Annotated in this window: 20 protein-coding genes, 1 tRNA gene and 3 pseudogenes; 11 read left to right on the top strand and 13 right to left on the bottom strand. The window is 38.6% G+C overall.

The genetic code is table 11. The features are described 5' to 3' along the window. Positions 1-10: 10 nt before the first annotated feature. From LZ575_RS17480 to LZ575_RS17460, 5 genes are read left to right on the top strand one after another with little or no spacing between them, the layout of a single operon-like run. Positions 11-1,222 carry a type I restriction endonuclease gene (locus LZ575_RS17480; RefSeq protein WP_255702656.1) on the top strand — a complete coding sequence of 404 codons (1,212 nt, stop codon included), beginning with the start codon at positions 11-13 and terminating at the stop codon, positions 1,220-1,222. Beyond that, on the top strand, positions 1,158-3,212 hold the full coding sequence (locus tag LZ575_RS22755; RefSeq protein WP_255702655.1) for a type I restriction endonuclease subunit R: 2,055 nt from the start codon (positions 1,158-1,160) through the stop codon (positions 3,210-3,212). The genes LZ575_RS17480 and LZ575_RS22755 overlap by 65 nt, the downstream gene beginning before the upstream one ends. Then, positions 3,213-3,908 (top strand): M48 family metallopeptidase, encoded by a 696-nt coding sequence (locus LZ575_RS17470; protein WP_235326027.1) that lies wholly within the window; start codon positions 3,213-3,215, stop codon positions 3,906-3,908. 41 nt (positions 3,909-3,949) lie between these two features. Further along, entirely contained in the window at positions 3,950-4,381 is a 432-nt protein-coding gene (locus tag LZ575_RS17465) for a hypothetical protein (protein ID WP_235326025.1), read from the top strand. A 59-nt stretch (positions 4,382-4,440) separates the two neighbouring features. After that, the gene (locus LZ575_RS17460; protein WP_235326023.1) at positions 4,441-4,605 is read left to right on the top strand and encodes a hypothetical protein; all 165 of its coding nucleotides are present in this window, start codon (positions 4,441-4,443) and stop codon (positions 4,603-4,605) included. A gap of 646 nt (positions 4,606-5,251) precedes the next feature. Here the strand turns inward: LZ575_RS17460 and LZ575_RS17455 are convergent. The 12 genes and pseudogenes from LZ575_RS17455 to dnaE all read right to left on the bottom strand — a co-directional run bounded on the left by LZ575_RS17455 (position 5,252) and on the right by dnaE (position 17,568). Continuing rightward, positions 5,252-5,602 (bottom strand): DUF6730 family protein, encoded by a 351-nt coding sequence (locus LZ575_RS17455; RefSeq protein ID WP_235326020.1) that lies wholly within the window; start codon positions 5,600-5,602, stop codon positions 5,252-5,254. A gap of 17 nt (positions 5,603-5,619) precedes the next feature. Then, the gene (locus LZ575_RS17450; RefSeq protein WP_235326018.1) at positions 5,620-6,486 is read right to left on the bottom strand and encodes a relaxase/mobilization nuclease domain-containing protein; all 867 of its coding nucleotides are present in this window, start codon (positions 6,484-6,486) and stop codon (positions 5,620-5,622) included. Further along, positions 6,483-6,779, bottom strand: coding sequence for a mobilization protein MbpA (gene mbpA / locus LZ575_RS17445; protein ID WP_235326016.1), 297 nt, complete (start codon positions 6,777-6,779; stop codon positions 6,483-6,485). Before mbpA ends, LZ575_RS17450 begins: the two co-directional genes overlap by 4 nt. Before the next feature lie 114 nt (positions 6,780-6,893). Then, positions 6,894-7,751 carry a toprim domain-containing protein gene (locus LZ575_RS17440; RefSeq protein WP_235326014.1) on the bottom strand — a complete coding sequence of 286 codons (858 nt, stop codon included), beginning with the start codon at positions 7,749-7,751 and terminating at the stop codon, positions 6,894-6,896. Between the two features lie 302 nt (positions 7,752-8,053). Beyond that, positions 8,054-8,323 (bottom strand): hypothetical protein, encoded by a 270-nt coding sequence (locus LZ575_RS17435; RefSeq protein WP_235326012.1) that lies wholly within the window; start codon positions 8,321-8,323, stop codon positions 8,054-8,056. Next, complete coding sequence (locus LZ575_RS17430; RefSeq protein ID WP_235326010.1) at positions 8,259-9,263, bottom strand: DUF5906 domain-containing protein; 1,005 nt, start codon at positions 9,261-9,263, stop codon at positions 8,259-8,261. The genes LZ575_RS17435 and LZ575_RS17430 overlap by 65 nt, the downstream gene beginning before the upstream one ends. A gap of 782 nt (positions 9,264-10,045) precedes the next feature. Beyond that, on the bottom strand, positions 10,046-10,315 hold the full coding sequence (locus LZ575_RS17425; RefSeq protein ID WP_235326008.1) for a tyrosine-type recombinase/integrase: 270 nt from the start codon (positions 10,313-10,315) through the stop codon (positions 10,046-10,048). Then, complete coding sequence (locus tag LZ575_RS17420) at positions 10,312-11,280, bottom strand: site-specific integrase (protein WP_235326006.1); 969 nt, start codon at positions 11,278-11,280, stop codon at positions 10,312-10,314. The genes LZ575_RS17425 and LZ575_RS17420 overlap by 4 nt, the downstream gene beginning before the upstream one ends. A 252-nt stretch (positions 11,281-11,532) precedes the next feature. Then, positions 11,533-11,606: transfer RNA gene (locus LZ575_RS17415), tRNA-Asp, on the bottom strand. Between the two features lie 84 nt (positions 11,607-11,690). Then, the gene (locus LZ575_RS17410) at positions 11,691-12,623 is read right to left on the bottom strand and encodes a DUF58 domain-containing protein (protein ID WP_235326004.1); all 933 of its coding nucleotides are present in this window, start codon (positions 12,621-12,623) and stop codon (positions 11,691-11,693) included. Between the two features lie 120 nt (positions 12,624-12,743). Further along, the gene (trxA, locus tag LZ575_RS17405) at positions 12,744-13,061 is read right to left on the bottom strand and encodes a thioredoxin (RefSeq protein WP_235326002.1); all 318 of its coding nucleotides are present in this window, start codon (positions 13,059-13,061) and stop codon (positions 12,744-12,746) included. Between the two features lie 119 nt (positions 13,062-13,180). After that, positions 13,181-17,568, bottom strand: a pseudogene (dnaE, locus tag LZ575_RS17400) (DNA polymerase III subunit alpha). Positions 17,569-18,012: 444 nt separating this feature from the next. Here dnaE and LZ575_RS17395 point away from each other — a divergent pair. From LZ575_RS17395 to LZ575_RS17385, 4 genes are read left to right on the top strand one after another with little or no spacing between them, the layout of a single operon-like run. Beyond that, complete coding sequence (locus LZ575_RS17395; RefSeq protein ID WP_235326000.1) at positions 18,013-19,053, top strand: hypothetical protein; 1,041 nt, start codon at positions 18,013-18,015, stop codon at positions 19,051-19,053. 28 nt (positions 19,054-19,081) lie between these two features. Next, on the top strand, positions 19,082-19,183 hold the full coding sequence (locus tag LZ575_RS24360) for a sensor histidine kinase (RefSeq protein ID WP_409187171.1): 102 nt from the start codon (positions 19,082-19,084) through the stop codon (positions 19,181-19,183). A 1-nt stretch (position 19,184) separates the two neighbouring features. Then, a complete protein-coding gene (locus LZ575_RS17390; protein ID WP_255702654.1) occupies positions 19,185-19,700 on the top strand; it encodes a sensor histidine kinase in 516 nt (171 codons plus the stop codon). After that, entirely contained in the window at positions 19,690-20,448 is a 759-nt protein-coding gene (locus tag LZ575_RS17385) for a LytTR family DNA-binding domain-containing protein (RefSeq protein WP_235325998.1), read from the top strand. The genes LZ575_RS17390 and LZ575_RS17385 overlap by 11 nt, the downstream gene beginning before the upstream one ends. A 97-nt stretch (positions 20,449-20,545) precedes the next feature. Here the strand turns inward: LZ575_RS17385 and LZ575_RS17380 are convergent, their stop codons facing one another. Continuing rightward, entirely contained in the window at positions 20,546-20,992 is a 447-nt protein-coding gene (locus LZ575_RS17380) for a PA2169 family four-helix-bundle protein (protein ID WP_235325996.1), read from the bottom strand. 281 nt (positions 20,993-21,273) lie between these two features. On the opposite strand from LZ575_RS17380, the pseudogene LZ575_RS17375 reads away from it, so the two are divergent. Then, a pseudogene (locus tag LZ575_RS17375) lies at positions 21,274-21,868 on the top strand (30S ribosomal protein S16). A gap of 13 nt (positions 21,869-21,881) precedes the next feature. After that, a pseudogene (gene rimM, locus LZ575_RS17370) lies at positions 21,882-22,405 on the top strand (ribosome maturation factor RimM). Positions 22,406-22,430: the final 25 nt, after the last annotated feature.

Below are 22,430 nucleotides of genomic sequence, written 5' to 3'. Positions count from 1 at the left end.
ACTTTGTTTGATGGAAACGCTCAGCTTTAAAGAAGATCATATTTCTCAACTTCCGGCACTTAAGATGCTTATCAACTTAGGCTACACCTATTTACATCCTAAGGTGGCACTGAAAGCCCGTAACGGCAAATTCAGTAACGTGCTGTTGGAACCTGTTCTGAGGGATCGATTAAAGAAGATTAATACTTTAAAAGTCTCATCCAGCCGTAGTGCCGAATTTAGTGATGCCAATTTAGCGGCGGGAATTCTCGCTTTAAAGCAGGTTTCTATGGCAGAGGGTTATATTGCGGCTTCAGAAAAAATTTATGAGCTACTCACCTTGGGAAAGGCTTTAGAACAAAGTATAGATGGGGACAAAAAAAGCTTTACGCTGCAGTACATTGATTGGAAAAATCCCGCAAACAATGTCTACCACGTTACCGAAGAATATGAGGTGGCCCGTACCGGAAGCAAAGAAACCTACAGGCCAGACCTGGTCTTGTTTGTGAACGGGATTCCACTTTCCATCATTGAATGTAAACGACCAGACATTAAGAAACCTATTGCCCAGGCTATTTCACAGCACTTAAGAAATCAGCAGGAAGATGGAATAAGGGGCTTATATATTTATGCACAGTCTTTAGTAAGTATTTCAACAGACTTGGGGCGGTATGCCACTCTTGCTACTCCCGAGAAATTTTGGGCACACTGGGAAGAAAAGTTTGAAAGTAAAAAAGAGGAAGATCATATAAATGAAAAAATATATCGATTGAAAAATCAGCAGCTGTCGTCGGAGGCAAGAAAAGAAATTTTTAGAGACCGTCCTGAAGTAGCTGATTTCTTCTACAGTCTTGACGCGGATTCTGTTTTACCTGCACCTCAGGATTTTTACTTGTATGGCCTGTGCAGCCCAACCCGTCTTCTTGATTTCGTATTCAATTTTATCCTCTATGATAATGGTGAGAAAAAAATCGCCCGGTACCAGCAGTTCTTTGCAATAAAGAAAGCTTTGCGGCAGGTGCGCCAAATAGAAGGCGGCAAACGAAAGGGCGGAGTTATCTGGCATACTCAGGGAAGCGGCAAATCATTAACCATGGTGATGTTGGCACAGGCAATTCTTTTGGAATCTTCTATTAAAAATCCGAAAATAATATTGGTTACAGATCGTACTGAACTGGATGATCAAATATCCAAAACCTTTGCTAAATGCGATGTTCCGGTGGAAAAAGCAGCTAATTGCTAGACTGGTAGAATTACTGGAAAGTGATAGCGACAAAGTGATTACAACTATTATCAACAAATTCAACACAGCAGTAAAGAAGCTAAAGGAGCCGCTTACCAACTCTAATATCTTCGTTCTGGTAGATGAAGGACATCGCACCCAACATGGCACCTTTAATCTTGAAATGGAAAAAACACTCCCCAATGCCTGTTTTATTGCATTGACAGGTACACCCCTATTCAGGAAAGACAAAAATACACTCAGAAAATTTGGCAAGTTAATCGATGCGTATACGGTAGAAAAGGCTGTGAGGGACAAAGCAGTAGTGCCTTTATTATATGAAGGACGCCACGCGTTCCAGAAGGTCACAGACGCACCCTTGGACCAATTCTTCGGAATGATTTCCGAACCTCTCACTCCCTATGAGAGAGCAGATCTAAAGAAAAAATTCAGCAACGCAGAACAACTCAATATTGCTGATCAAAAGATCCATGCGATTTGTTGGGACATAAGTCTGCACTACAGGAAGAACTTTCAGGATCTACCTTTTAAAGCTCAGTTGGTCACCCAATCTAAAATAGCAGCAATTCGATACAAGAATTATCTTGACCAGATCAATATTGTTACTTCAGAAGTTATAATGTCCAAGCCAGATGATCGCGAGGGAGAAGACAGTGCTTTTGGAGAAACCCCAGATGAAGTGAAGCGATTCTGGAAGAAGATGATGGATCAACACGGGAATCCGAAAAGATACGAAGAGAACATCGTCAACCGATTTAAACATAATGATTCCCCCGAAGTTATAATTGTAGTGGACAAACTGCTAACAGGTTTTGATGCCCCCAAAAACACGGTCCTTTATCTAACCCGTAACTTAAAAGGCCATACCCTGCTGCAGGCCATCGCCAGAGTTAACCGTATTTACCCGGGAAAGGATTATGGATACATTATAGACTACTATGGTGTTATCGAGAATATAGACGAAGCTCTGGACACCTACTCTTTTGAAGATTTTGATGAAGAGGACTTGCGGGGAACGTTAATCGACATGGACAGGGAAATATCGAAATTGTCGCAAAAACATTCTGAGCTATGGGAACTGTTTAAAGATGTAAAGAACAAACGGGATCTTGAAGCTTTCCAGCAGGTATTGCGAGATGAGGCGTTACGGGCAAGGTTTTACGATACCTTATCGGCATACGCACGCATTTTAAAACCTGCACTCTCTTCCATTGAATTTCATCGCAAAACAGATGAAAAGAGCATTGCCCGGTACAAAGAGAATCTCGGATTTTTCATGAAGCTGAAAATAACGGTACAGCAGCGGTATTCAGACACCGTAGATTACCGCCAGTACGAGGGGCAGATCCAAAAATTAATCGACACCCATATCCCTACTGAGAAAGTGGAAGTGATCACTGATCTTGTTAATATTTTCGACAAGGAGGCATTCCAGAAGGAACTGGAAAGGACCACCGGAGAAGTGGCCAAGGCAGATAAGATCGCTTCCAGAACTACAAAACATATTACCGAAAAGATGGAGGAGGATCCTGCCTTCTACAAGAAATTCTCTGAAATGCTGACGGAAACCCTCCAGGCATATCTCAACCACAGAATTACAGAAAAACAATACCTCCAAAAGGTCCAGGACATAATGGATAAGGTGCTTTCGCGGACAGATACAGAAATTCCAAAGGAACTGGAGGAGAAAGAAGTTGCACGGGCTTTCTATGGTATCTCCCTTAAAGAGTTGGAAGAAAAGGTTCCCGATGAACAGATTTTAAAAAGTCTTTCCACCGAAATAGCTTTAAAAACAGACGAGATAATCAATGACCTCATTGTAGTGGACTGGCATTCCAATAAGCCTGATATTCCTAAGAAAATGGTTTTTCTAATTGGGGATTATCTAATTGATGAAGTAAAGGATAAGTACGAGCTTGATCTAAGTTTTGGGGAAATTGATGAGTTGGCAAAAAGAATGGTAGATGTTGCGAAAATCAGGTACAAATAGATGATTGATGAAATTGCTTTTGGCGAAGAAACCATTTCCTATGAAATAAATTATGCCAGCCGAAAAAGCCTTGGTATAAGCGTCAACCCGGAAATGAAAGTGCTGGTAAAATCTCCGGAAGGAGTTCCTATTGAAAAGATCAGGGAAAAAGTAAAAAAAAGAGCCCCATGGATCTTGAAACAAAGAGACTTCTTCCTCTCCTTCCACCCACGAGTTACGGCGCGGCAATATGTTAGTGGAGAGACCTTTCTCTATATGGGCCGTCAATATTTATTGAAGGTCAACATATCAGATAAAAATGAAGTCAGATACAAGGGCAGGTTCATAGAAGTTGAAACCATTCAAAAAGATAAGACGAAAAGCCTAGTCATAGACTGGTACCGGGAACGAGCTAAAATAAAATTCCCTGAGATAGCAGAACCGCTCATCGAGAAGTTCCAAAAATACAAAGTCCAGCCTAGCAATGTTTATATCCAGGAAATGCCACAGCGCTGGGGAAGCTGTACCCCTAAGGGAAAGATCATTCTTAATCCCGAGTTGATAAAAGCTCCTAAACCCTGTATACAGTATGTAATCATTCATGAACTCTGCCACCTCGTCCACAGGAACCACAGCCCAGCTTTTTTTGCACTCCAGGAACGTGAGATGCCAGATTGGGAGAGGTGGAAGGAGAAGTTGGAGTTTTTGTTGGCTTAGAAAAAAATCAAAAAGGACATTATTAGAATAAATTTAATCCCATGATACTTTCAGGATATGACAGAGAGATTCTCCACATCGTAATTGAAGATTTAGAAGACCTTTTCTCCGAATTTGGTGGTGTTGAATACAAGGGATCTAAGCTGCGGAAATCCTCCTCTACTCTAAATATGTTATTAATAGAAAATTCCTTGTTAAAGGCGTACAAGATAATTTACGGCAAAATGTCATCTCCTGTTATTGCAGCCCCTAACCTTGATCTTTATCTTGATGCAGATGAAGACAGAAAAATAGTTTGTGCCGTAGCGGGCGGAGCTACTTTTTTAACTCATGAAGTTGCTTTAATTATATTAGGAGGTGCAGGAAACACAAACTTTTATCACGCTGAAGATTATAAGTTTAATTTTACTAGCTACCTTAATGGAACTTCCTTTTTTTCGATGGTCATAGAATATCCAGAGAAGTTATTATAAAATATATAGCAAATAAAAGAGGAGGTAAACATATTGATTTTAAGCGGAAAGGAACCCAGTTGGATAAATTATACGAGATACTCGATAAACATGCTGATTTCTTTAACTTTTTCGGCAAAAGCGGACTTTTCGTGGAACTTCACGCCATTATTCAAGCAATGCAGAAATCAAACGACATCCAAAAATTTATGCGGGACGGGAAAAAGATTATAGCCTTGGCTTAAAAAATAACATTCAGTCGGCTGCTGGTAAAACGCAAACGAAGCGCAGCGAAGTGCTGCAAGCCCTAAATCTACCAGAACTAATACTATGTTGTGAGGCAAAAATTCTTGAGTTCTGGCTTTACTATAAAAATATTTACTAAACGGTTTTATTAATGCAATGTCAATAAGAACAATTATTTACTTTTGGCATATTGACCAACATGTTTATGAACTTTTCAAAGCAAGTAATACTATCGAAAATCATTTTTCCCCTAAAATCTACCATAACTTACCTGCGCCGGATCCTATGCTGTTTTTTTAGTGTACGGGAAGTTAAGCGTTAAGAAAAAACAGCATAGGGCGCATCCTACTTACGTTTTACTGTAAATTTTTGCCTGTTCTTAAGGGTTTCCAGAAGATTTACTGTAAATCTTATATATCTTAATTATCCCCTGCTCAAAAGGAGAGCTCATTTAATACTGTATTTGTCGCAAAATTGTGACGGTTTTAAGGTGTTTCAGGGCATTTGTCGCAAACCGAAGTGCTTCTTAATTGTCATTACAAATCTTACTTTTGATCATCTATCCACTGGCAATACTTTTCTTTAATTTCAGAATGTGCCGCAAAAAATTCCTGTTGGAGCTGATTTTCAGATTCTAAAAATAACTTAGTAGATTTGAGAGTTTTCTTCCCGTTGTGCATTTGCGGTGTAACTGAAATACCCCACCAATCCTAAGGCAAAGATTCCCAGTGCGCCGAAAAGGATGAGAAGATAACTAGGAATAATTCTGGCGTTTTTTAGTTTTTGATCAATAGACTTTAAAATTTCATCCCTTTCCCGGCTTTCCAATTCCTGCTTTTTTAGGAATTGGTGCAGGTTCTTTTCCATCGCTTCTGTGCTGATGGGGATGCTCAGCTCAGTTAATAGCCCGGAAAGCAATTGAAGTTGCAAAATAGCAGTTTTAAAATCAGCCATTTCATCTGCCATCAGTTCCATGATCTCGTCTAGTTTTTTCATCGCTCAGGATTTTAATGTCAAATACCAATTCCCGTATCCAATGCTCTTTTAATAACTCCTTTAATGAGTTCTTTGCCTATTTTGGTTGTAAGACTGGCACTTAATTGTACTGTTTTGTCCAGAATCTGCAGGCTTTTGGGCGCTTCAATTGACCTGGTCCAACTTCTATTCCGTGATATTTCAGCAATCAGTCTATTGCCACTCATGTTCCGGTGTACCTCGCTTGCTTTTAGATTTACTCCTTTGTATTCAAACCGAAACCCCTGTAGCTCGTTGGATTTGTTGATAGTAGGAATCACTTTCACTTTATGCTCTTGCATCTGTCTGATATAACTGTCGAGTGATTTTGGCCTTGAACCCAACACTTTTTCATGGATCTTTCTAATTTCCTGCCGGATTCCATTTAACTCCTGAAGCTTTTCCTTTTGTACTTCCCGTACTCTTGTAAGTCCTAATTCTTTTGCCACCTTATCTGCAGCCAGCTGGCTCCGCTTTCCAATAAAATTGTCTTTGTAAACTTCTCCGGTAAGACTGATCCTGTTGACGTAGATATGAATATGCGTATGCTGTTTGTCCCGATGTACAAATGCAATGGCCTGATGGTTTGTTAGTTTCATTTCCTGTAAAAAACGCCTCGCAACTTCTCCCAGATCTTTCCTGCTTAGGTTCTTTCCATCTTCTATGGTAGGACTTACAACAAAACTCAGGGTGTTATTAATGCAACGTTGGTTTTGGGACTGGATGATCTTAAACTCTTCAGTAATTTCTTCAGGGGTATCTCCGGCCAGGTACTCTTTGAGTACAACTTCAGCTTCTTTCTCCTGGTTCCAGCCATACGCAATAGATGCTCCTGTTCTGGAGATGGAATGTCCTTTCCCGATCATTTTTTAAAGTTTTTTAAATGGCTCCTTATTTCCTCCGCAAGCTTCTCCACCGTTGCAGCCAGTTTTGGGTCCCGCTTTTTGAACATACTGCTGATCCTGGCAAAATTGTTTTTATACTGTACCAGCATCCGGTAATATTCCAACTGCTCCGGAGTAATCCGTTCTACAACATTTCGTTCAAAGGCAGTGGAACGAAGATATTCTGAAAGGGAAATTCCTGCCCTGGCCGCCCTTCTTTTGAGTAGCTTCTTTTCATAGATCGAGCAACGGATCTGGATGTATTCCCTCTTCATTTTTAAAAAACTTTGCAACCTCCGGGCGTAAAGTAAGATTGTCATTACAATGACACATCTTGCTTTGCTACTCAAAAAAATATAACACTCTCTTTAGGTAACTTTTATTTGCACTCATTTTGTATTCAGAAGTTTTTCATTTAAGTCTTTAAAGCCTGTATAAATTGAACTTCTATCGATGATTTTTGGGCTGCTTCTCAACAAATTGCCCGTGGCTTCTAAACCTGAAAAATCCCTGTCCAGGTATAAACTAATTGTAACGTAGTTTTCTAAAAGGGGTAGAACCTGAGGAATAAAGGAAAGGGAATTCAGAATCAGCAGATCTGAATTTTCTACTTCTTCCGGAGATATGATAGCCAGAGATAAGAGATCGAACATCCCTTCCAACACTACAAGATGTTGTTTATCCTTCTTCCTATAGGAGTAACTCTTAGGTGAGGTGGAACTTTTGGAGTACAAATTCCGAAGCTCCCATCCGAGCAAATGGTTCTCAAGACCCACGGCAAAGAATATCCTTCCATTGCATTCAAACCAAATTTCCCTACAGTAGATTTTAGCTACTGAAATTGAAATTTTTCGGGAAATAAGGTACTTCTTCAGTAAGGGATGTTCTATTGTTTTCACCCTGAGTACTATATTTTTAGGCTTTGTTTTCCTTTCCCTAAATTCGTATTTACCATAGTTTGATAATACCGGAAGTTCATCTGAGAGATAGGATAATGCATCTATAACCGAACAATTAGAGACAAGGCATACCAGATCTATCACGTTTCCTCCTCTTCCAATTCCGAAGTCATACCACCTGTTCAGGGGAAGAGATACCTTAAAAGAGGCATGGGTTTCTGACCGAAGGGGACTTAGAAACCAGGCTTCTTTTTCCGAAATGCGGCTGGGAAAGTGGCCCAACCTCTCAAGAGTTTTGACGATGCAAATGCTACGAGCGCTTTCACAGCTTATTCTTTTTGTTTTCATCAGCATTTTATATTTCCAAATTCGGTTCTGTGTGGAATCATTCAACTCTTCTCTTTATTCATCATTTTTATTTTGATGACAGTTTGATGACAGAATGATGACAGCCGTAACCCTTGCTATTACTGGTTTTATCTTACTTTATCATCAATTCATCAAAAAATATATAGTCTCTAAACTTTTTCTTTCAAAAGCAACTTTTATTTCGATGATTCGATGACAGCAGCTGAAACCCTCATCAAACACTGAAGGTTTCCCGTCATCATTTTTTCATCGTTTCATCAATTTTCCCTGGAGAATTTAATTCAGCTGAATTTTTCCTCCTCAAAGTTCTCCAGCAAGAAACTTTTATCTATAGTGAAATAGCGTCCTTTAGCATCCTGAAAATTGGTGCTGCCATCCGACCAGATGACAAACTTCCGGTAGTGATTGGAATTAGGCTGGTTCTCTAGTTTCCAATCCTTCTTCAGGATCTTTCTTATTTGGGTAAGATCGGTGCGCAGCCTTGTTTTACTGATGGCATTGAAGGCATCCAGCGGACAGAGATCGAGCTGCTCCAGGTCGTGGTTTTCCATCACCATCATAAAAATACCTAGCTAATTCTCTTTCTACCCGGTTCCGGTTGTTCTGAACCAGCTTCTTCAGGGCAGGTGTTTCTATTTGATCAGCAGAAAACCACATACGGGTTTGGTGTTTAGTTGAGAGTTTCCGCTTCTTCAGGTAATTCAGAAAAGCCGGAATCTCTACAGCTAGGGCTTCAAGAAATTCTGTTTGCTCTTTTGTTATGGAAGGCACCTGTATGACCCAGAAACGGGTTTCGTGGTGGTCGATCTTTATGAAGTTTTCTTCATTATTACTGCATAGGATAAACTTACCAAAGAACTCTACTTCCCTTTTATCTTTTCCTTTAGCCTCCAGTTTATTAAAATTCGTAGTGCTTAAGTATTTGATCCTTTCAGTTAGTTCTTCTTTATTAAAAAGCACTTCATCTATACAAATGAGGAGTTTATTGGCCCAGTCTGAATTGAACTGGCTGGTAAAGCTGTCATTGGTGAGATATTTTAGGTTGTTCTCAAAGATCAATTTCAGCCACTTTAGAAAAGTACTTTTTCCTGTTGAGCGTTCCCGGGATACCAGGCAAAGGATTGGAAGGATCTGGGTAGGTTTTACATACAATAATTGCAGGTAGTCAAGACCCAGTTCATAATGACTTCCAAAGATGTGCTTTATAAAATTTAAGGAAACCGGGCATTCACCTTCACCCCATTTATGACTGAGGGGTGCATAAGTGTTGTAAAAATTGTGGTAGGAATATCTAAAATTTAAATGATCTGGAATACAAGTGAAACCATCAAATTTTGGAATTGCCCCAAGATATGTCTTCCCATGATCTTGCCTAATGGTTTCAATATTCCAAAGCACCAAGGATTCACCTATATGACCGGAAATACTAGGTATTTTAACCTGCTTATAATATTGGGTTCCAACTCTAATATATATATCCTGTTTTTTCACTTAATGGAATCTAAATGTATTGACAAAACAACATTTAAATTTAGTAAAATAACCAATTGATTACCGAATATTTACAAAACATTTATTTTTATTGCGAATAATACAATTTAAACACAATTAATAGGAAGGCCAATTATTTTCTATTTATATGATATCATTTGTATAGACAGTAAAATTTGGTTCAATAGAGGTTTTAAAGGAATTGCAAAGAAAAAAGTCAAAAGAGGATAAATTTGACAGAAGGTTCTATATCAGGTTCTTGAAATTAAAAGAATGGGAAGAAGGAGCTTTATTTTCGACCGAAGGAGCTTGAAAATAAAGCTCCTTCTTCCACTTCTTTTTGAGCTCCCATTTTTATGGGTGCTCGCTCATGCTGAAACTTCAAATGGCAGGCCACCTTTAGTGACTTTCAATGGGATTTATGGCAGCATACCCTACGATGTTGCCATTCTCTAATCTCTCAAGACCATAAAAAACAGGCGCATCAGAATAAAAACGGGCGCTTAAATACTAGCTGTAATAAAAGTAGGCGCAGTTAAAGTTTTCTAACAGGGGAAATGAACTAGCTATATCTTCCTCGATTCTACCTTTTAAAAAAGTAGAAGGGGCTTTATTTTTGACCGAAGGAACTTGAAAATAAAGCTCCTTCTTCCGCTTCTTTTTGAGCTCCCATTTTTATGGGTGCTCTTTCGTGCTGAAACTTCAAATGGAAGAACACCCTTAGTGACTTTAAATGACGATAAGTGTCTATTACACAGGTCGCCCTACCTTAAATAAAATGCTTATTTTTTCTTTTTCTGCACATTCTTATTTTGCTGCTCCAGAATTTCCATATCTCTACCAACTTTCTCATCTAAAACCTTTGCATAGATCTGCGTGGTCTTAAGAGAACGATGACCCAGCATCTTGCCCACACTTTCGATAGGCACCCCTTTAGAAAGGGTTACAGTGGTCGCAAAAGTGTGACGAGCTAAATGGGTGGTAAGATTCTTTTTAATGCCGCAAGCGTCAGCTATTTCTTTTAAATAGGAGTTTGATTTCTGGTTCGTCAATACCTTAGCAGCACTCCTTTTCCGGCTTTCACATATGGATGAGCTGAATATTTCTCAATTATGGCTTCCGGGATTTCCAGTAGAGGAATGCTGCTAAGGGATTTGGTTTTCTGCCTTTTTGTCTTGATCCACTTTTTTCCGTTTATGTTATGGACAATATCATCTGAAGAAAGTTTTTTTACATCGGCAAAAGCCAAACCCGTATAACAGCAAAACAGGAATATATCCCTCACCAGTTCCAGTCGGGGAATATCAAAATCTTTTTCAGCCATTTCCTGAAGTTCGGCATCAGTTAGATATTCCCTTTCAGAAGATTTCCAGCTTCCTTTCCAGTGAAAAAAGGGATCTTTCTCTATCCACTGGTTGGCATAAGCGATACGGATGATCTTTTTAAAATTCACTATATACTTCTGTGCAGTATTGTGGGCGCAGTCTTTTTCTGATCGTAAGAAATGGTCGAATCCTGTAATAAATTTATGATCCACATCTTCTACGGGAATATCTTTCGCCTTTCCCCTGAAAGCCAGGTAATCTTCAATATGTTGCTTACAGGCATTGTACCGCTGTAAAGTTCCTTTGGTATATCCTTTCCCTATTAATTTCTCCATTTGATCATTATGATCCTGAAAGATTTCCAGCAGCATATACTGTTTCTCTTCTTTTCCAAGATGGATATCCTTAATTATACTGGCTGAAATGCTACGATCTTCTCTTAAAAGTCTGTCGTGAATATCGTATAAGCTTAATTTTAAATTATCTAAAAATCGATTAACAGATCTTGATTGCTCTGAAGTTCCCCGCGCTTTCCCGCTTTTACTGTTCCAGATGGATAGGTTGATCCGTCGGCTGGTACTGAACTCCGCTCGTTTACCTTTGTAGGTAATTCTAGTATAAAGAACAGCAGATTCGTCTGAATCTGAAGCTCTATGTTTTGGGTAAAATAAAATTGAAAATAAAGAAGCCATAGGTGACAGTTTTAAAATGCTCACCGAAAGGTACAAAAAGAAGGGCCTTGAAATTGTTAAAGGAATCGTGCAACGCATTAATTAACAGTGCTTTAGGAAGATTCTGGTGAGCATTTTTTGGCGGGAAAAATGCTCACCGAATTGAGCACCAATTACTTACATTTATTTGGTATTATTTGATATCAAATCAAATAAAAAAACCTCTAAATAATTGATTTAGAGGTTTTTAAGTGTGTTTTGATAATCAAAAAGCGGTCTGGACGAGACTCGAACTCGCGACCCCCTGCGTGACAGGCAGGTATTCTAACCAACTGAACTACCAGACCGTTGCTTTATTGCGAGGGCAAATATACAGCAGATTTTATATTACACAAACATTTTTTTAGATTTTGTTTCAGGAATATTATCTTCTAAGAGGCAAATTTTTGTCTCTCAACAAGATAGGTAGTCAATGTTTTTTCAAAATTTTCTCCCACGTCTGCTTCTACGTACTTTATCCTGTATTTGGCACACTGTAATTTAAGTGCTGCAAAATATTCTTTAACCGCGAGAGTATAAGTATCTCTAAAATTTTCAGCATAAAGGTCTATGTGTGCACCTGATTCTACATCTGTAAAACGTTTTGGCGTATCATCAAAATCAAAATTTATTTCCCTCTGCCTGTCCACTACATGAAATAGAACTACCTCATGTTTATTATACTTAAGATGTTTCAAAGCTTCAAAAAGCTCCTTCTCATCCTTATCCTCCTGAAACATATCTGTAAACAGAAATATTAAAGACCTACGTTTAAGTTTTTCAGCTATTTGATGAAGATATGTAAAACTATCAGTAGATACCGTCTGCCTAGGTTGGGTGACCAGCTTGTCCAATTCATTTAAGAGCATCTGGTGATGCCTCTCACTGCCTTTCTCCGGCGCGTAATATTCGTATTGATCACTGTAAATGCTCAAACCTACTGCATCTCGTTGTTTCTTTAGAATTTGCATTAGAGAAGCAGCTGCCAGGACTGAAAATCCTATTTTATTGAGATTATTCCTATCCAGTTGCTTTACTTCCGGATAAAACATAGAAGAAGAGTTGTCGATGATTATGTGACATCGCAAATTTGTTTCTTCTTCATATCGTTTGGTAAAAAGCTTATCTGTTTTGGCAAAAAGTTTCCAGTCAATATGCTTCGTGCTTTCACCATTGTTATAGATTTTATGTTCAGCAAATTCAGCAGAGAAACCGTGAAAGGGACTCTTGTGCATTCCTGAGATAAAACCTTCCACTACCTGCCTGGCAAGTAACTCCAGATTGGCAAATCCGCCAGACTTATATATTTCCTGTTGTAGATCCATAGGCGCCGCCTCATCTCTCTCCTGAATAATTTAGAGAGTCTGGTATTTTTTTACTAATATAACTATTTGAAAACAGAAAGGCCCGGCAGTGCCGGGCCTTTTATATGTAAATTTCTCTTACTACAGCAATGCATCAAGTGCATCTGCATAAGTATTCTTAGGGGCAACACCCACCTGGCGACCTACTACTTCTCCATTTTGAAAGATCAAAACGGTTGGGATATTTCTTACTCCATATTTTGCGGCAAATTCCTGGTTGGCATCTACATCGAGTTTTCCAACAACTGCTTTACCTTCATAGTCTTTGCTAATATCATCAATGATTGGACCTACCATTCTACAAGGTCCACACCAGGCTGCCCAAAAGTCAACCATAACTAGCTTTTCACTCTTTAATACCGTTTCTTCAAAATTAGCGTCTGTTATCTCTAAAGCCATAATATTTGTTTTTCGATTATATTCAATATGTAAAATTAGTCAATTTTTTTTCCAATTCTTACAGTCTAAAGATAGGTTTTGGCTATTAATCTATTGCACCACCCTATCCCGGAGCCTGTTTAATTTAATTTATAATGCACCTGAACCTCTTCTAATGCATTCAGCAATTCCTGGGATATCTTCACTTTTTGTTTCCTGCTGGTCATGCTCACTTTCACCATTTCCTTCATCTCATATACTATGAAATTGAGGTTGTGATCGCCGCGATGCGCGCGAAGAATATCTTTTAAAGAATCTATTTGATCAGATTTCAGGTCGTTAATGTCCAGCTGAATAGTCAATTTCCTAGCGTACATGTCCATGACGTCGTGCAATAGCTGGAAATTATTGAATTGCAGCCTTGGATCTCCCTTACTTCCGGTTTCCTTATTTGTCCAACCTTCTTTTACTAAAGCTTTAATGAAAACAAAGGAATTGGGCACGAGGAAATGCTGAAATTTGAGATACTCTTCTCCAAAGATCCTGAACTCATAGGAATCCCAGTAATCTTCAACAGTAAAAGCAGCCCAGCCTTTTCCCATTTTTGAGGTGCGATGCTGCACTTCAGAAATAACTCCTCCAAAAGCCAGCTCCCTATTGACAAAATTTTCCAAAGTATTAAAGTCGGAAACTTTTGCGTTACAGAAGTAATTGATTTCAGCTTTAAAATCATCAAGCGGATGGCCTGAAATGTAAATTCCCACAACTTCTTTTTCCCGCCTTAACTTCTCCATAGTCCCCCATTCTTCACAGGGAGGTACCGCAGGCTCCGGAATTTGAACATCGCTGGCTTCGCCAAAGAGGCTCACCTGCGACGAATTCTCACTCTCCTGGAATTTTGCCGCGTATTTTATGGCTTTTTCGAGGAAGCTTATCCCATCCCCGTCGTGGTGGAAATATTGAGCACGGTGATTTTTAAAGCCGTCAAAACCTCCGGCCAAAGCGAGGTTTTCAAAAGCTTTTTTATTTGCTGCTCTGAGATCGATTCTCTTAGCCATATCAAAAATAGAAGAATAAGCTCCTTTTTCTCCCTTACGGTTTTCAACTATGGTAGCCACAGCTCCTGCTCCCACTCCTTTAATAGCTCCCATTCCAAAACGAACAGCATTTTCTTTGTTTACAGAGAATTTGTAGTATGATTCATTTACATCAGGACCAAGAACGTTCAGCTTCATTCGCTTACATTCTTCCATAAAGAAGGTCACCTGCTTAATGTCATTCATATTGTTGGAAAGGACAGCCGCCATATATTCCGCAGGATAATGGGCTTTTAAGTAAGCTGTCTGGTAAGCGATCCAGGCATAACAGGTGGAGTGGGACTTATTAAAGGCATAGGATGCAAATGCCTCCCAGTCTTTCCAGATCTTTTCAAGAATATCTTTGGGATGTCCCTTAGCTTCTCCTCCTTCAATAAACTTTGGTTTAAGTTTTGCCAGCAGGTCTACCAGCTTTTTTCCCATCGCTTTCCTCAACATATCGGCTTCACCCTTTGTAAAGCCTGCAAGCTTTTGGGATAGAAGCATCACCTGCTCCTGGTAAACTGTGATCCCGTAGGTTTCCTTAAGATACTCCTCCATCTCGGGCAAATCATAGGAAATCTCTTCATCTCCATGCTTACGCGCAATAAAGCTGGGTATGTATTCCATAGGTCCCGGCCTGTAAAGGGCGTTCATTGCAATAAGATCATCAAAAACCGTAGGTTTAAGATCCTTCATATGCTTTTGCATCCCGGGAGATTCGTACTGAAATATTCCTACTGTTTCACCTCTCTGGAAAAGCTCGTATGTCTTCTCATCATCTAGAGGAAAATTATCTGGATCTAAAGTTATATTGTGACGACCTTTTACAATTTTAACCGTGTCTTTAATAAGAGTTAGGGTCTTCAAACCCAAAAAGTCCATTTTTAGAAGACCTGCACTTTCAACGACCGAGTTATCAAACTGGGTAACGTAAAGATCTGAATCCTTAGCCAGAGCAACGGGTACATAATTGGTAATATCACCCGGAGTAATAATTACCCCACAGGCGTGAATACCAGTATTCCGCACCGATCCTTCAAGGATTCTGGCCTGATTTACTGTTTGTGCCTCCAGGTCATCCCCATCGGCAATGTTTAGCAGCTCGTTAACTTTATCAAGATCTTCACTTCGGAATTTCTTTTTCAGCTCCTTTTCTTCCAGACCAAATATCTTATTCAGTTTGGACATATTAGGGATAAGCTTCGAAATACGATCTGCTTCATTAAGCGGAAGATCCAGTACTCTTGCGGTATCTCTTATCGATGATTTTGCAGCCATTGTTCCGTAGGTGATGATCTGCGCCACCTGATTGGAACCGTATTTTTTGATCACATAGTCCATTACGCGGCTACGGCCTTCATCATCAAAATCAATATCAATATCAGGCATACTCACCCTGTCCGGATTAAGGAATCTCTCAAAAAGCAGGTCGTACTTGATTGGATCTATATTTGTAATCCAGAGACAATAGGCTACCACACTACCTGCCGCCGATCCTCTTCCCGGACCAACTGAGACATCCATCTCCCTGGCTGCTCTTATGAAATCTTCCACAATGAGGAAGTAACCCGGATACCCGGTGTTTTCAATGACCGAAAGCTCGAAATCCAAACGAGTTTTAATATCTTCGGTTATTTCACCATAGCGTTTTTTGGCACCTTCGTAAGAGAGATGTTTTAAGTAGGCATTTTCACCACGTTTCCCACCATCAAGTTTGTCATCTTCCACCAGGAATTCCGCAGGAATATCAAAAGTCGTAATAATACATCTCGGGCCAGCTCATAAGGCTCAATTTTATCGACGATTTCCTGAATATTAGAAATAGCTTCCGGTAAATCCCTAAAGAGCGACTTCATTGCAGAGTCACTTTTGAAGTAATACTCGCTGTTTGGAAGTCCATACCTGTAACCTCTACCCCTACCAATTGGAGTTGCCTGCTTTTCCCCGTCTTTTACACACAAAAGGATATCGTGGGCATTTGCATCTTCCTGCGAACAGTAGTAGGTGTTGTTGGTAGCAATCAGCTTCACATCGTGCTTTTTGGAAAACTGGATAAGAACATCATTTACCCTATTCTCTTCCTCCTGATTGTGCCGCATCAATTCGATATAAAGGTCTTCTCCAAAAGTTTCTTTCCACCAAAGCAAAGCTTCTTCAGCCTGGTTTTCGCCGACATTGAGGATCTTTCCCGGAACCTCACCATAAAGGTTTCCGGTAAGGACAATAATGTCTTCTTTATATTTTTTAATGACTTCTTTATCTATTCTGGGAACATAATAGAAACCTTCGATATAAGCTATAGAAGCCATTTTTGCGAGGTTGTGATATCCTTTTTTGGTCCTGGCCAGTAATACTACCTGGTACCCATTGTCTTTACGCGATTTATCAAAATGATCTTCGCAAACAAAAAATTCACAACCCACTATAGCTTTTAATTCCTTTGCTACCGGAACTTCATTTTTTGCCAGCGCAGCTTCATTACGGGCTTTGACCGCTTTGTTGTAACTCCCTACTTCTTTTACAAAGTGAAAAGCACCCATCATGTTTCCATGATCGGTAATCGCAACTGCAGGCATTTGTTCTTTACCCGCAGCCTCAACAAGATCGGGGATACTAATCGTAGATTGTAAAATGGAAAACTGGGAATGGTTGTGTAAATGAGAGAATTTGACCTCATCCAGCTTTTCCAGGTTTTCCCTTATTTCTGCAGTAGATATTTTATCGGGAGCATTTAACTTCTGAAGTTTCTCCCTTATTTCTGCGGAAGCTTTTTTAAGATTGATATGCTTTAAGCCTATCAATTTAATTTTTTGCGGATTCGCTTCAGAAAAATTTCTGAAATAATCTACAGGTACATCCAGCTCTTCTTTTGTGAAAATTTCTTTCCTAATCAATTCGAGGAAACAACGAGTAGTTGCCTCGACATCTGCGGTAGCATTATGAGCTTCAGCAAAAGGTTCAGAAAACAGAGCTTTGTGGAGTTCGGTAAGAGTTGGCAGTTTAAAACGCCCGTATCTTCCACCCGGGAGTTGGCAAAATTCGGCAGTCTTCTCAGTACAGGTATCGAGGACAGGAAACTGCTGTAATAGATTTTTCCTTTGCTCCCTAAGGAACTCTGCTCCCATAATATTAATGTCAAAACCTACATTTTGACCTACTATAAATTTACATTTTTTTAATGCCTCCTGGAATTTGTCAAGCACTTCACTTAAAGTTTCACCCTGTTCTTCGGCAAGTTCAGTTGAAATACCGTGCACTTTCTCGGCATCAAAAGGAATGTTGTAACCTTCAGGTTTGACAAGAAAATCCTGGTTTTCAATGAGGTTTCCCATTGCATCATGCACCTGCCAGGCGATTTGAATACACCGGGGCCAATTGTCAAAATCAGTTAATGGTGCATCCCAGCGTTTTGGTAAACCGGTAGTTTCTGTGTCAAAAATAAGGTACATTGAGGCAATTTTTTTAAGTAGTGCAAAAGAGGAAGGCAAGTTGCAGCTTCATCTTATCGTGCTAAAATAAGGATATTTTGAGGTGAGTTAAAGACAATTTTTCACCAGTTATTAACGCTGATTTTGCATCCCGTCAGATTATATTGCATTCCGTCGGAAAACTCTTTAGTTAACCCAACTTAGAAAGTTTATTTGCTCTACACAACGAACTTTCTAATCTTTACCACAATGAAAAAACTATTACTAGTTGTCCTTTGCCTTAGTTGCTGGACCCAGTCTTTTAGCCAATCAGAAATTGATCTTACCGAAGAACAGAAAGAGGAGGCGTGGAATTTTATTTTAAAGACTTATTTTTCACAAAGTTCCAAGTGGTTCCAAGGAGCGGAAGTATTTTATGATGATATTGGCTATTATATTAAAAATGCGACCGCAAATGACAGCTTAATGCTTCAGGGATTAATACCTGTTTTAGACTCTGTAATACCCCAAAACGTTTATTACGCAAAAGATGAAAAATCAGCGAATTTTATAATAAACATAAGTTACCCGAAAGCTACTGATTCTATAAAAATTCGATGGAATCACGACACTAAAATTGCTAATAGAAAAGGAAATTACAATAATGAAATAGAATCTCAGCATTTTGATCTTGTTGCACCAGAAAATCTGAGGGAAAATATGATTAGAAATTCGGCTGTGATAGGATTAGTTGCCGGATTAAAATATAGGCAAAACTTAATAAGAGAATATAGTGAAGAATATATTGATTATAATAGTGTACTGCTAAATTTCTTTATGCATAAAGATGTGCATAACACTCAGTATTCAAAAACGAAAGAATACGACAATTACATAATAGATCAAATTTACTCCCCAAATTTAAGAAACAAAGCAGAAGAATATGTAAGGCAAGAATTCAATTTTTGGCAGTATATAAACTGGAAGTTTGGAGGAGAGAACACTAGAGTATTAAAAATTTTAATCTTTATATTTTACTTTTTAATCACTCTTTTTATTGGATATAAGATACTTTTTTCAAGAAAAAACACAAAATCCTTAATTGGATATTTTCTTAATTCAACATACTTAGGAATAGTCCTTGTAATTGCATTTATAATTTATCTCAGTACACCTGTATTATCTACAGACTACTTAAGAGAAAATAACACCAATTTTGATTATACGACAATTGTTTTTATTCTCGTCAGTACATTAATTATATCTTTAATTGGGATTATTCTCTATTTTACAGAAAAACTCACTTTAGCTACAATTAAAAACCTTTTCCTGAAATCCTTCATAAGGTTTAGTATCCAAATTGCAGTTTGTTTTTTAATATTATATGGAGTCACCCTTTTTTTCTTTCTTAAAGGAAATAATTATGCATTCAATCAGACCGAAGATATAATTTTACTTAGTTACTCTTATCTTTATAATAGCCTCTTTCGCCAGGAGTGCATTTCTTTATTTCCAAGAAAAGAATGAAAATCTGATCTCAGAAAAAGACCTTCAGTTGAGTTATCTGTCGGCTTCAAAAGCCGAAGCTGAAGTTGCTTCCCTTCACGCACGTATTAACCCACACTTTCTCTACAATTCATTAAATTCTATCGCTTAGTTTGGCGCACATAGATGCAGATAAAACAGAAAGAATGGCGATTTCCCTTTCTGATCTATTCAGGCATAATCTCAACAGGAAAAATGAACCCTACTGTTCGCTTCAGGAAGAAATAGAAGCAGTGGAAGCCTATCTTAAAATAGAACAGATCCGGTTTGATGACAGGCTCGACTACAAGGTAGACGTTGATGACACCTTACTGCAATACCTTATTCCAAGAAATATTATTCAGCCATTGATTGAAAATGCCATAAAACATGGAATATCAAACCTGACAGAAACAGGAAAAATTAAGCTTGAAGTTGTTCAAAACCACGATCAAATGGAAATTTCGGTCTATGACAATGGACCTGCTTTTCCTGAAGACAGCGTAAGGGGCTACGGATTACAAAGTATATTTGACATTTTAAATCTCACCTACAAAGATAAAGCTGGGCTTTCCCTGGATAACCAGCCAGAGAAACGGGTTTGGGTAAGCATTCCTATAACAAAATTAAAGAAACAAAATGGTATTTAAGACCTTGATCATTGAAGATGAACTACCAGCGAGGTTACGCCTCCAAAAGCTGCTATCAAAACATTCGGATAAAATTGAAATTATTGGCACCGCAATTGACGGCAACGATGGCCTTAACCAAATTAAGAAATGTAATCCAGACCTTATTTTTTTGGATATACAGATGCCTGGTATGACTGGTTTTGAAATAATTTCAAAATTGGAAAAAGTCCCGCTTAACATTTTTTGCACCGCTTATGATGAATATGCCTTACACGCCTTTGAAACCAACAGTATCGATTACTTGTTAAAGCCCTTAAAAGAGGAACGTCTGGGCCAGAGCATTTTGAAACTGGAAAGGCACCACCCGGGTTTGAACAACAAGGAAATCCTAAATTTTTTAAGGTTTTACGAACAAAAGGAAACAAAAAAAGAAGTCACCTCACTAACGGTGAAAAGTGGCAAAAAAATGTTTTTCCTGAAATTAAAAGAGGTTGTTTATTTTAAAGCCGAAGATAAATATGTGAAAATTTACATGAGAAATGGTGATGAGCATCTTTCTGAACAAAGTCTACAGGCATTTGAGAATTTGCTCCCCCAGGATTATAAAAGGATTCACCGTTCTTTAATTATAAACTCAAACTATATAAAAGAAATCCACACTTATTTCAATAGCAGGTTTTCCTTTATTTTGAATGATAAAAACCAAACCAAACTTATAAGCAGTAGATCGTTCTTAAAAGAAATAAAAGATTGGACAAAGATTTAATAGACCAAAGAACCGATTACTTAAAAAAAACCTTTGGGGTAGTGCGGTAAAGCACAACCCCAAAGGTTTTAGCTAATTCAATCTTAAAGGCTTTCTATCAAGCTCTTTGCTCAAGTGATTTCACTTTATTAAGAGCTGCAGTAATAGCATTGCGTTGTTTCATAAGGATATTCTGTGTTGAGGGCGGAATTTCAGGCGAATGTAGGACATTGTTATATTCCTCTACAGCCGCTTTTTCTCCTCTCACGGTTTCTTCAAGTACCGCCTCTTCTTTATTTCCGGAAAATGTGGTTTTCAGGTTCATCCAGGATCTTTGTACATCTCCTTCCAGGCTACTACCTTTGTCCGGGCTTTCACCAAAATTTCTGATTTCCGATTTTAGTTCGTGACCAAAATCATATCTCTCCTGTGCTCTTTCATTGAAATAAGACTTCAGTTGAGGGTCATTTACATTTTCTGCTGCATATTTATAACTCTTTTCAGTGTCATAATTCTTTTCCAGCAGGTCATTCAGCTTATTAGCAATTTTTTCTGAATACTTCATGATATATATATTATATAATTATTAGTTTTATTTCCTTCTTTAAAAGTACGCGCTAAAAGACACGAAATCAATTCATTTAACAGGCTTTAGTAGTAATTAACGGCTTTTAACAGGAAGAAATAGTAATCACCAGAGAGATATTTGAAGCAGCTGCAGATGACCCAAATAAAGAAAAGAACTATTTTTCTTTAGATCAACAAATTATGCTTCAGTAAAAAGAAATATAGTATCTTTGCACACTTATTAATAATCGAGGTCGTGAACCTCACAAATTAATTTTTATGCCTGTAAAAATAAGATTACAAAGACACGGTAAAAAAGGGAAACCATTTTACTGGATTATTGCTGCTGATGCACGTGCACCTCGCGACGGAAAATACCTTGACAAAATAGGTATTTACAACCCGAACACAAATCCTGCAACTATTGATTTAGATGTAGACGGTGCCGTAAAATGGCTACAAAACGGAGCACAACCAACAGATACTGCCCGTGCAATTCTTTCTTACAAAGGAGTTCTTCTTAAGCATCACCTTGCTTAGTGGTGTGAGAAAAGGCGCCCTTACTGAAGAGCAAGCTGATGAGAAATTCAATGCCTGGTTGGAAGAAAAAGAAAACAAAGTAACAGCTAAAAAAGAAGGCTTGAACAAAGAGCAGGAAGCTGCCCGTAAGAAAGCCCTTGATGCTGAAAAAGAAGCTAACGCTAAGCGTGAGGCTGAAGCTAATGCAGCTGCAGAAGCTGAAGCTGCCGCTAACGAAGCTGCTGCAAAAACCGAAGAAGGTGAACCAGAAGCTAATGTTGAAAAGCAGGTAGACGCTGAAACTGCTACTGAAGCAAGTACAGACGAAAAGCAGGCTGGCGAAAACATGAAGTAATTTACTTTTAACGATGCTTAAACAAGAATGTTTCTATTTAGGGAAAATCGTTAGTAAATTCAGTTTTAAAGGGGAGGTATTGATTAAACTTGATACCGATGAACCCGAAGCTTACACAGGAATGGAATCAGTTTTCGTTGACTACAACGATAATCTGGTTCCATTTTTTATTGAAAAAGTTCCCTGCACAAGAGCGATCTTCTACGTGCAAAATTCGAAGATGTAAACACAGAGGAAGATGCCGATGATCTTATGCAATGCGACCTTTACTTACCTCTTTCCTTACTTCCCGAACTTGACGAAGATCAGTTCTATTTCCATGAAGTCATAGGCTTCACAGCTGAAGATGTTAACTTCGGAAAAATGGGTATTATAAAAAGCATCAATGATAACAGGGCCCAGCCTCTTTTTGAAATAGACCACGACGGCAAAGAAATTCTTATTCCTGTAAATGATGACTTTATATCAAAAGTTGATAAGAAGAACAAAGTCATTTTCTTTGACACTCCCCCGGGATTGATTGAAATTTACTTATAAGCCCCCGGCCCCCGAAGATACTATG

The sequence above is a fragment of the Antarcticibacterium sp. 1MA-6-2 genome (assembly GCF_021535135.1).
Lineage (GTDB): Bacteria > Bacteroidota > Bacteroidia > Flavobacteriales > Flavobacteriaceae > Gillisia.
The sequence above is the reverse complement of the archived record's forward strand: the minus strand, read 5'-3'. Positions and strand labels throughout refer to the sequence as shown.

Excerpts from the sequence above, each read along its gene's own strand:
- LZ575_RS17480 (WP_255702656.1), top strand. The coding sequence starts at position 11 with ATGGAAACGCTCAGCTTTAAAGAAGATCATATTTCTCAACTTCCGGCA.
- LZ575_RS22755 (WP_255702655.1), top strand. The coding sequence starts at position 1,158 with ATGATCAAATATCCAAAACCTTTGCTAAATGCGATGTTCCGGTGGAAA.
- LZ575_RS17470 (WP_235326027.1), top strand. The coding sequence starts at position 3,213 with ATGATTGATGAAATTGCTTTTGGCGAAGAAACCATTTCCTATGAAATA.
- LZ575_RS17465 (WP_235326025.1), top strand. The coding sequence starts at position 3,950 with ATGATACTTTCAGGATATGACAGAGAGATTCTCCACATCGTAATTGAA.
- LZ575_RS17455 (WP_235326020.1), bottom strand. The coding sequence starts at position 5,602 with ATGAAAAAACTAGACGAGATCATGGAACTGATGGCAGATGAAATGGCT.
- LZ575_RS17450 (WP_235326018.1), bottom strand. The coding sequence starts at position 6,486 with ATGATCGGGAAAGGACATTCCATCTCCAGAACAGGAGCATCTATTGCG.
- mbpA (WP_235326016.1), bottom strand. The coding sequence starts at position 6,779 with ATGAAGAGGGAATACATCCAGATCCGTTGCTCGATCTATGAAAAGAAG.
- LZ575_RS17440 (WP_235326014.1), bottom strand. The coding sequence starts at position 7,751 with ATGAAAACAAAAAGAATAAGCTGTGAAAGCGCTCGTAGCATTTGCATC.
- LZ575_RS17435 (WP_235326012.1), bottom strand. The coding sequence starts at position 8,323 with ATGGAAAACCACGACCTGGAGCAGCTCGATCTCTGTCCGCTGGATGCC.
- LZ575_RS17420 (WP_235326006.1), bottom strand. The coding sequence starts at position 11,280 with ATGGCTTCTTTATTTTCAATTTTATTTTACCCAAAACATAGAGCTTCA.
- LZ575_RS17410 (WP_235326004.1), bottom strand. The coding sequence starts at position 12,623 with ATGGATCTACAACAGGAAATATATAAGTCTGGCGGATTTGCCAATCTG.
- trxA (WP_235326002.1), bottom strand. The coding sequence starts at position 13,061 with ATGGCTTTAGAGATAACAGACGCTAATTTTGAAGAAACGGTATTAAAG.
- LZ575_RS17395 (WP_235326000.1), top strand. The coding sequence starts at position 18,013 with ATGCTTCAGGGATTAATACCTGTTTTAGACTCTGTAATACCCCAAAAC.
- LZ575_RS17385 (WP_235325998.1), top strand. The coding sequence starts at position 19,690 with ATGGTATTTAAGACCTTGATCATTGAAGATGAACTACCAGCGAGGTTA.
- LZ575_RS17380 (WP_235325996.1), bottom strand. The coding sequence starts at position 20,992 with ATGAAGTATTCAGAAAAAATTGCTAATAAGCTGAATGACCTGCTGGAA.